Raw genomic sequence first — 7,650 nt, forward strand, 5'->3', positions numbered from 1 at the left:
ATCCGCTCGACTTGCATGTGTTAGGCCTGCCGCCAGCGTTCAATCTGAGCCATGATCAAACTCTTCAGTTCAATACTGCTTGGGTTTTGAGAAAACCCTAAACTTGGCTCAGCAATCGCAAATAAACTCTCGAATTCACGAGTGTTACTTGTGTTGCTGATAATCAGTCGACTACCAGTCTTACATCACAAGCACCCACACGAATTGCTTGATTCAAATTTTTAAAGAGCGTTTCGATCAAGTCTTTCGYCTCAACCGAGGCCGCGCATTCTACAGCAGCCCTTCTTTCTGTCAAGCTGTTTTTCGAAGATTTTTTTCTTTCTACTCAACGACTTGCGCTTCGTTCGATCTCTCTTCCGAAGCGAGGCGCGCATTCTACAGCACCTCTTTCTTCCGTCAAGCTGTTTTTCGAAATTTTCTTTTCTACTCAACAACTTAGCTCGCTTGGCAGAGCGTTCCGCTTCAGCGAGGCGCGCATTCTACATGAGTGAAGATGGGTGTAAACCCCCTTTTCGGAAAAAGTTTACGCCCGGCTTCCAGGCCTCTTTATAGAGGAGGCTACACCACCCCTTCCTGCCGCAGACGCTCGATAGCCTCCGCCGACAGCCCCAGCACACGCTCCAGTACGGATGCCGTGTGCTCGCCCAGGCGCGGCGGTGCCATCCGGTACTCCACCGGCGTATCGGAAAGGCGCAGCGGGCTGGCCACCTGCGCCACCGCACCGGCCAGTGCATGGGGCAGTTCGACTTTCAGCCCCCGCGCCAGCACCTGGGGATCCTCGAATACCGCCGCCAGGTCGTTGATCGGTCCGCAGGGCACGCCGACCGCCTCCAGCGCCGCGACCCACTCCGCCGTGGTCTTGAATACGGTGGCCTGGCGGATCAGCGGGATCAGCTCCGCCCGGTTCGCCACCCGTGCCTTGTTGCTGGCAAAGCGCGGATCGTCCGCCCATTCCGGATGCCCGGCCACCTCACAGAACTTGCGGAACTGCCCGTCGTTGCCAACCGTGAGGATGAAATCACCATCCGCCGTGGGGAAGTCCTGGTACGGCACGATATTCGGATGCGCATTGCCCAGGCGCCGGGGAGGAACGCCCGTAGTCAGGTAGTTCATCGCCTGGTTCGCCAGGCAGGCCACCTGCACGTCCAGCAGCGCCATGTCGATGTGCTGTCCCCGGCCGGTGGTCTCACGGGCGGTCAGGGCCGCCAGGATGGCCACGCTGGAATAGAGCCCGGTAAGAATGTCCGTCAGCGCCACCCCCACCTTCACAGGCCCGGCACCCTCTTCCTGGTCCGAGCGCCCGGTCAGGCTCATCAGCCCACCCAGCCCCTGGATCATGAAGTCGTAACCCGCCCGCTTGGCATAGGGGCCGAACTGGCCGAAGCCGGTGATGGAGCAATAGATGAGACGCGGGTTGATCGCCTTGAGCGACGCGTAGTCCAGCCCATAGGCCGCCAGCCCACCGACCTTGAAGTTCTCGATGAGGATGTCCGACTCCGCCGCCAGCTTTCGCACCAGCGCCTGGCCCTCCGACTGGGTGAAGTCGATGGTCACCGACTGCTTGTTGCGGTTGGCCGAGAGGAAGTACGCCGCCTCGCTGGTATCCCGCCCGCTTTCGTCCTTAAGGAAGGGCGGCCCCCAGGCGCGGGTATCGTCGCCACTCCCCGGCCGCTCCACCTTGATCACATCGGCACCGAGGTCAGCAAGGATCTGCCCCGACCAAGGCCCGGCAAGCACACGGGACAGGTCGAGCACGCGGATATGGGAGAGGGCACCAGCCATGGAATCACCTGCGGAAGAAGAAAAAAGCAGAGCCGGGCCCCTCTATATATAGAGGGGCCCGGACAGGGACCGGATCAGAAGAACGCCTGGATACCGGTCTGCGCGCGGCCGAGGATCAGCGCGTGGACGTCATGGGTGCCCTCGTAGGTGTTGACCACCTCCAGGTTCACCAAGTGACGGGCGATGCCGAACTCATCGGAGATGCCGTTGCCGCCCAGCATGTCGCGGGCCATGCGCGCGATGTCCAGCGCCTTGCCGCAGCTGTTGCGCTTCATGATCGAAGTGATTTCCACCGCCGCCGTACCCTCGTCCTTCATCCGGCCGAGGCGCAGGCAGCCCTGCAGGGCCAGGGTGATCTCGGTCTGCATGTCGGCCAGCTTCTTCTGGATCAGCTGGTTGGCCGCCAGCGGGCGACCGAACTGGTGACGGTCCAGTACGTACTGGCGCGCGGTGTGCCAGCAGAACTCGGCAGCACCCAGCGCCCCCCAGGAGATGCCGTAGCGAGCCGAGTTCAGACAGGTAAACGGACCTTTCAGGCCACGCACCTCAGGGAACGCGTTCTCCTCCGGCACGAACACGTTGTCCATCACGATCTCGCCGGTGATGGATGCACGCAGGCCCACCTTGCCGTGGATCGCCGGCGCGCTCAGGCCTTCCCAGCCCTTCTCCAGCACGAAGCCGCGGATGTCGCCGGCATCGTCCTTCGCCCAGACCACGAACACATCGGCGATCGGGCTGTTGGTGATCCACATCTTGCTGCCGCTCAGGCGATAGCCGCCGTCCACCTTCTTCGCACGGGTCACCATCGAACCCGGGTCGGAACCATGGTTCGGCTCGGTCAGGCCGAAGCAGCCGATCCACTCACCGCTGGCCAGCTTCGGCAGGTACTTCTGCTTCTGCGCCTCGCTGCCGAATTCATTGATCGGCACCATCACCAGGGACGACTGCACGCTCATCATCGAGCGGTAGCCGGAGTCGATGCGTTCCACTTCGCGGGCGATCAGCCCGTAGCACACGTAGTTCAGACCGCTGCCGCCGTACTCCACCGGAATGGTCGCGCCCAGCAAGCCCACTTCGCCCATCTCGCGGAAGATCGCCGGATCGGTCTGCTCATGACGGAAGGCCTCCAGTACACGCGGCGCCAGCTTGTCCTCGGCGAACTGCTGGGCGCTCTCGCGCACCATGCGCTCCTCTTCGGTCAATTGCTGGTCCAGCAGCAACGGGTCGATCCAATTGAAGGAAGCTTTGGCAGCCATGGGCAGGTCCTCGAATAAGGGATGGGATCAGGCGGAGTGTCCGCGCGTTGTGGGGAACAATCCTAGACAGCGCCCCCAAGCCCGGCAAACGAGGTTTTCGCACCCTCTTGTGCTAATTTCTCACTCCGAACGCTGCATAGCCCCGCCAAAGGCCCGTCACTTGTGAGGTAGCCGTACACAATGCGCCGCAAGATTCCCAGCACCAGCGCACTGGTCGCATTCGAATCCGCCGCCCGCCACCAGAGCTTCACCAAGGCGGCCGAAGAGCTGGCCCTCACCCAGAGCGCCATCTGCCGCCAGATCGGCGGCCTGGAGGACTTCCTCGGCATCGAACTGTTCCGCCGCTCCCGACGTGGCGTGAAGCTCACCGAAGCCGGCCTCGCCTACTCCCGGCGCATCGCCAGCCAGCTTGACGCCGTCGAGCGGGACACCCTCGCCGTCATGGGCCAGCAGGGCGCCATGGCCATCGAACTCGCCGTGGTCCCCACCTTCGGCACCCAATGGCTGCTGCCCCGGCTGAAGGACTTCCAGCGCCTGCACCCCGAAGTCACCGTCAACCTCACCAACCGCACCCGCCCCTTCCTGTTCGCCGACACCGACTTCGACGCCGCCCTGCACTTCGGCACCGCCGACTGGTCCGGCACCCAGTCCCACTTCCTCATGCACGAGCATTCCGTACCGGTGTGCAGCCCCAGCCTGCTGGGCGGCCGGACCAGCCTCAGCGCCGAGGACATCGCCCGCCTGCCGCTGCTGCAGCAGACCACCCGCCCCTACGCCTGGCGCCAGTGGTTCAACTCCCTCGGCCTGAACGTCGCCCGCGACCTCAGCGGCCCACGCTACGAACTCTTCTCCATGCTCGCCCAGGCCGCCATGCACGAAATGGGCGTCGCACTCATTCCCCCCTTCCTCATCCAGCGCGAACTGGAGGAAGGCCGCCTGGTCACCGCCCTCACCCACAGCTGCCGCAGCGACAAGGCCTATTACCTGTTCATCCCCGAGCGCAAGGTCGAGTCCGCCGTGCTCGGCGCCTTCCGCGACTGGCTGCTGGAAGCCGCCGCCCGGTATCGCCAGGAAGCAGGCGAATCCTGAGGCGAAACACCCCGCCCGGCTCCCTGTCACGCAAGGTGACAGCCCAGCCCGAATCGCCACCCGACGCACCAGAACAGGTCATTTCCCCGCGCCCCATCCCACCGCATCACCCACACGGGTGATGCCGCAAATCGCCCATTCAGGCAGTTATGGGCCCCGACCGCGCTGACTAGCATGAAGCCTCCCTCATTCCTTCACTGGAGAGCCGCATGACAACAAGAACAATGCGCGGAATCTTCCGGCCGCACGCGCTGGCCGCCGCCGTGGCACTGGGGCTGAGCGCCCCCGCCTTCGCCATCAACTTCAACATCGGGGAGATCGAAGGGCAGCTGGACTCCTCGCTGTCCGTCGGCGCCAGCTGGAGCACCCGCGCCCCGGACCGGGACTTCATCTCCACCGCCAGCGGTGGCACCGCCCTGTCCCGGACCAGCGACGACGGCCGCCTCAACTTCAAGAAGGGCGAGACCTTCTCGAAAATCTTCAAGGGCATCCACGACCTCGAACTGAAGTACGGCGACACCGGCGTCTTCATCCGTGGCAAGTACTGGTACGACTTCGAACTCAAGGACGAGCACCGCGAGTTCTACGACATCAACGACCACAACCGGAAGGAAGGTGCCAAGGCCTCCGGCGCGCAGATCCTCGATGCGTTCCTCTACCACAACTACAACCTCGGCGACCTGCCCGGCTCGGTCCGGGTCGGCAAGCAGGTGGTGAGCTGGGGCGAGAGCACCTTCATCGGCAACAGCATCAACAGCATCAACCCCATCGACACCGCCGCCTTCCGCCGCCCGGGTGCCGAGATCAAGGAAGGCCTCATCCCGGTCAACATGATCTACCTGTCCCAGAGCCTCACCGAGAACCTCTCGGCCGAAGCCTTCTACCAGCTGGAATGGGACCAAACCGTCGCCGACAACTGCGGCACCTTCTTCTCCACCTCCGACGTGGTCGCCGACGGCTGCACCGACCGCCTCATCGTCAACGGGCCCGACCTCGCCCCCGGCGTTTCCACCAACACCGGCAGCACCCTCTACATCCCCCGCGCCGGTGACAAGGACGCCCGCGACAGCGGCCAGTTCGGCGTCGCCCTGCGCTGGTTCGTGCCGGAGTTCAACGACACCGAATTCGGCGCCTACGCCATGAACTACCACAGCCGTGGCCCGGTGTTCAGCACCATCCGCACCACCAGCCCGAGCGCCTTCGTCATCCCTGGCGCGCCCGGCGCCCGCTACTTCATCGAATACCCCGAAGACATCCGCCTCTACGGCCTGAGCTTCCAGACCAACATCGAAGGCACCTCCGTGGCCGGCGAGATCAGCTACCGTCCCAACATGCCGCTGCAGCTCAACAGCACCGACCTGTCCTTCGCCGCCCTGGCGGTACCCTCCTCACCGGTGTTCGAGAGCGGCCACAGCAGCAACACCGCCGGCGCCACCATCCATGGCTACGAGCGCAAGCCGGTCACCCAGGCCCAGGTCACCGCCACCCAGTTCGTCGACCAGGTCATGGGCGCCAGCCGCCTCACCCTGGTGGCCGAGGTCGGCTACAACCACATCAGCGGCCTCGACGACGACATCGGCTCCCTGCGCTACGGCCGCGACCCGATCTACGGCCCCGGCCAGCTCTCCTCCCAGGCCACCTGCATCGCCCTCACCGCCTCCAGCCCCGCCCAGCGCGAGTGTAACGACAAGGGCTTCTACACCAGCAACTCCTGGGGCTACCGCGCCCGCGCCGTGCTCGACTACCCCAACGTCATCGCCGGCATCAACCTCAGCCCGAGCCTCGCCTGGTCCCATGACGTCGACGGCTACGGTCCCAACTTCAACGAAGGCTCCAAGGCCATCAGCCTCGGCCTCACCGCCGAATACCAGAACACCTACACCGCCAGCCTCAGCTACACCGACTTCTTCGGCGGCCACTACAACACCACCACTGATCGCGACTTCGTCGCCCTCAGCTTCGGTCTGAACTTCTGACCCCGCGCATAGGACTCGCACCATGAAAACCATAAGAATCCTGCAAGGTGGCGCACTGGTACTCGGCCTGCTGGCCTGCCAGGTCATGGCGGCCGTCAGCCCCGAAGAGGCCGCCCAACTCGGCACCACCCTCACCCCCCTGGGCGCCGAGAAGGCCGGCAACGCCGACGGCAGCATCCCCGCCTGGACCGGCGGCCTGGCGAAGAACGCCGCACCGATCGACGCCAACGGCTTCCTCGCCGACCCCTTCGCCAGCGAGAAGCCCTTGTTCACCATCACCGCCCAGAACGTCGACCAGTACAAAGCCAGACTCTCCGAAGGGCAGCTGGCGATGTTCAAGCGCTACCCCGAAACCTACAAGATCCCGGTCTACCCCACCCACCGCACCGCCGCCGCGCCGGAGGCCATCTACGCCGCCGCCCGGCAGAGCGCCCTCAACACCCAGCCGGTGGACGGCGGCAACGGCCTCTCCAACTTCGCCGACAGCCACTACTACGCCTTCCCGATTCCCAAGGACGGCGTCCAGGTGCTTTGGAACCACATCACCCGCTACCGCGGCGGCAACGCCCGGCGCCTGGTGGTCCAGGTCACCCCGCAGACCAACGGTTCCTTCTCCCCCGTGCAGTTCCAGGACGAGGTCGCCTTCCCCGCCGACATGACCGACCTGGACAAGGACAAGGCCGCCAACATCCTCCTCTACTTCAAGCAGCGGGTCCTCGCGCCCTCGCGCCTGGCCGGCAACGTGCTGCTGGTCCACGAGACCATCGACCAGGTCAAGGAGCCGCGCCTGGCGTGGATCTACAACGCCGGCCAGCGCCGCGTGCGCCGCGCCCCCCAGGTCGCCTACGACGGCCCCGGCACCGCCGCCGACGGCATGCGCACCGCCGACAACTTCGACATGTTCTCCGGCGCCCCCGACCGCTATGACTGGAAGCTGATCGGCAAGAAGGAGATGTACATCCCCTACAACAGCTACAAGCTCGACTCCACCAGCCTCAAGTACGCCGACATCGTCCGCCCCGGCCACATCAACCAGGACCTCACCCGCTACGAGCTGCACCGGGTCTGGGAAGTGGTCGCCACCCTCAAGTCCGGCGAGCGGCACATTTACGCCAAGCGCCACATGTACCTCGACGAGGACAGCTGGCAGGTGGCCCTGGTGGACCACTACGACGGTCGCGGCCAGCTGTGGCGCGTCGGCGAAGGCCACGCCGAGTACCACTACGGCCAGCAGGTCTCCGCCTACACCCTCGAAGCCCTCTACGACATCATCGCCGGCCGCTACATCGCCCTCGGCCTGAAGAACGAGGAGAAGCACGGCACCGAGTTCGGCTTCAAGGCCAGCGGCGCCGACTACACCCCCGCCGCCCTGCGCAACGCCGGCATCCGCTGAGCACACCGCGCCCAGGGACGGGCGCCCCCTTATGACCCGCCATCACGCCGGCGCATGGGCCTTTGCGCGATGGCAGCGGATGTCTAGCCTGAACGACCACGGTTCACCATAACGACAACACCGAGAACCGCCATGCCCCGCACCGCCCCCCGAC

The 7,650-nt window shown here is 64.7% G+C and carries 5 protein-coding genes and 1 rRNA gene; 3 read left to right on the forward strand and 3 right to left on the reverse strand.

All coding sequences use genetic code 11. The annotated features are described in order from the left end of the window. The 3 genes from SZ55_RS28505 to SZ55_RS06885 all read right to left on the reverse strand — a co-directional run. Nucleotides 1-71: ribosomal RNA gene (locus SZ55_RS28505) — 16S ribosomal RNA — on the reverse strand; the annotation flags it as partial. A gap of 487 nt (nucleotides 72-558) precedes the next feature. Continuing rightward, on the reverse strand, nucleotides 559-1,782 hold the full coding sequence (locus tag SZ55_RS06880) for a CaiB/BaiF CoA transferase family protein (protein ID WP_044403412.1): 1,224 nt from the start codon (nucleotides 1,780-1,782) through the stop codon (nucleotides 559-561). A 74-nt stretch (nucleotides 1,783-1,856) separates the two neighbouring features. Next, the gene (locus tag SZ55_RS06885) at nucleotides 1,857-3,038 is read right to left on the reverse strand and encodes an acyl-CoA dehydrogenase (RefSeq protein ID WP_044403414.1); all 1,182 of its coding nucleotides are present in this window, start codon (nucleotides 3,036-3,038) and stop codon (nucleotides 1,857-1,859) included. Between the two features lie 180 nt (nucleotides 3,039-3,218). On the opposite strand from SZ55_RS06885, the gene SZ55_RS06890 reads away from it, so the two are divergent. The 3 genes from SZ55_RS06890 to SZ55_RS06900 all read left to right on the forward strand — a co-directional run bounded on the left by SZ55_RS06890 (nucleotide 3,219) and on the right by SZ55_RS06900 (nucleotide 7,496). Next, nucleotides 3,219-4,127: a LysR family transcriptional regulator gene (locus SZ55_RS06890; protein WP_044403416.1), complete on the forward strand. Its 909-nt coding sequence runs from the start codon at nucleotides 3,219-3,221 to the stop codon at nucleotides 4,125-4,127. Between the two features lie 209 nt (nucleotides 4,128-4,336). After that, nucleotides 4,337-6,103 (forward strand): DUF1302 domain-containing protein, encoded by a 1,767-nt coding sequence (locus SZ55_RS06895; protein ID WP_044403418.1) that lies wholly within the window; start codon nucleotides 4,337-4,339, stop codon nucleotides 6,101-6,103. Between the two features lie 22 nt (nucleotides 6,104-6,125). Further along, the gene (locus tag SZ55_RS06900) at nucleotides 6,126-7,496 is read left to right on the forward strand and encodes a DUF1329 domain-containing protein (RefSeq protein WP_044403420.1); all 1,371 of its coding nucleotides are present in this window, start codon (nucleotides 6,126-6,128) and stop codon (nucleotides 7,494-7,496) included. Nucleotides 7,497-7,650: the final 154 nt, after the last annotated feature.

This window comes from Pseudomonas sp. FeS53a (genome assembly GCF_000931385.1).
In the GTDB taxonomy this organism is placed as follows: domain Bacteria; phylum Pseudomonadota; class Gammaproteobacteria; order Pseudomonadales; family Pseudomonadaceae; genus Metapseudomonas; species Metapseudomonas otitidis.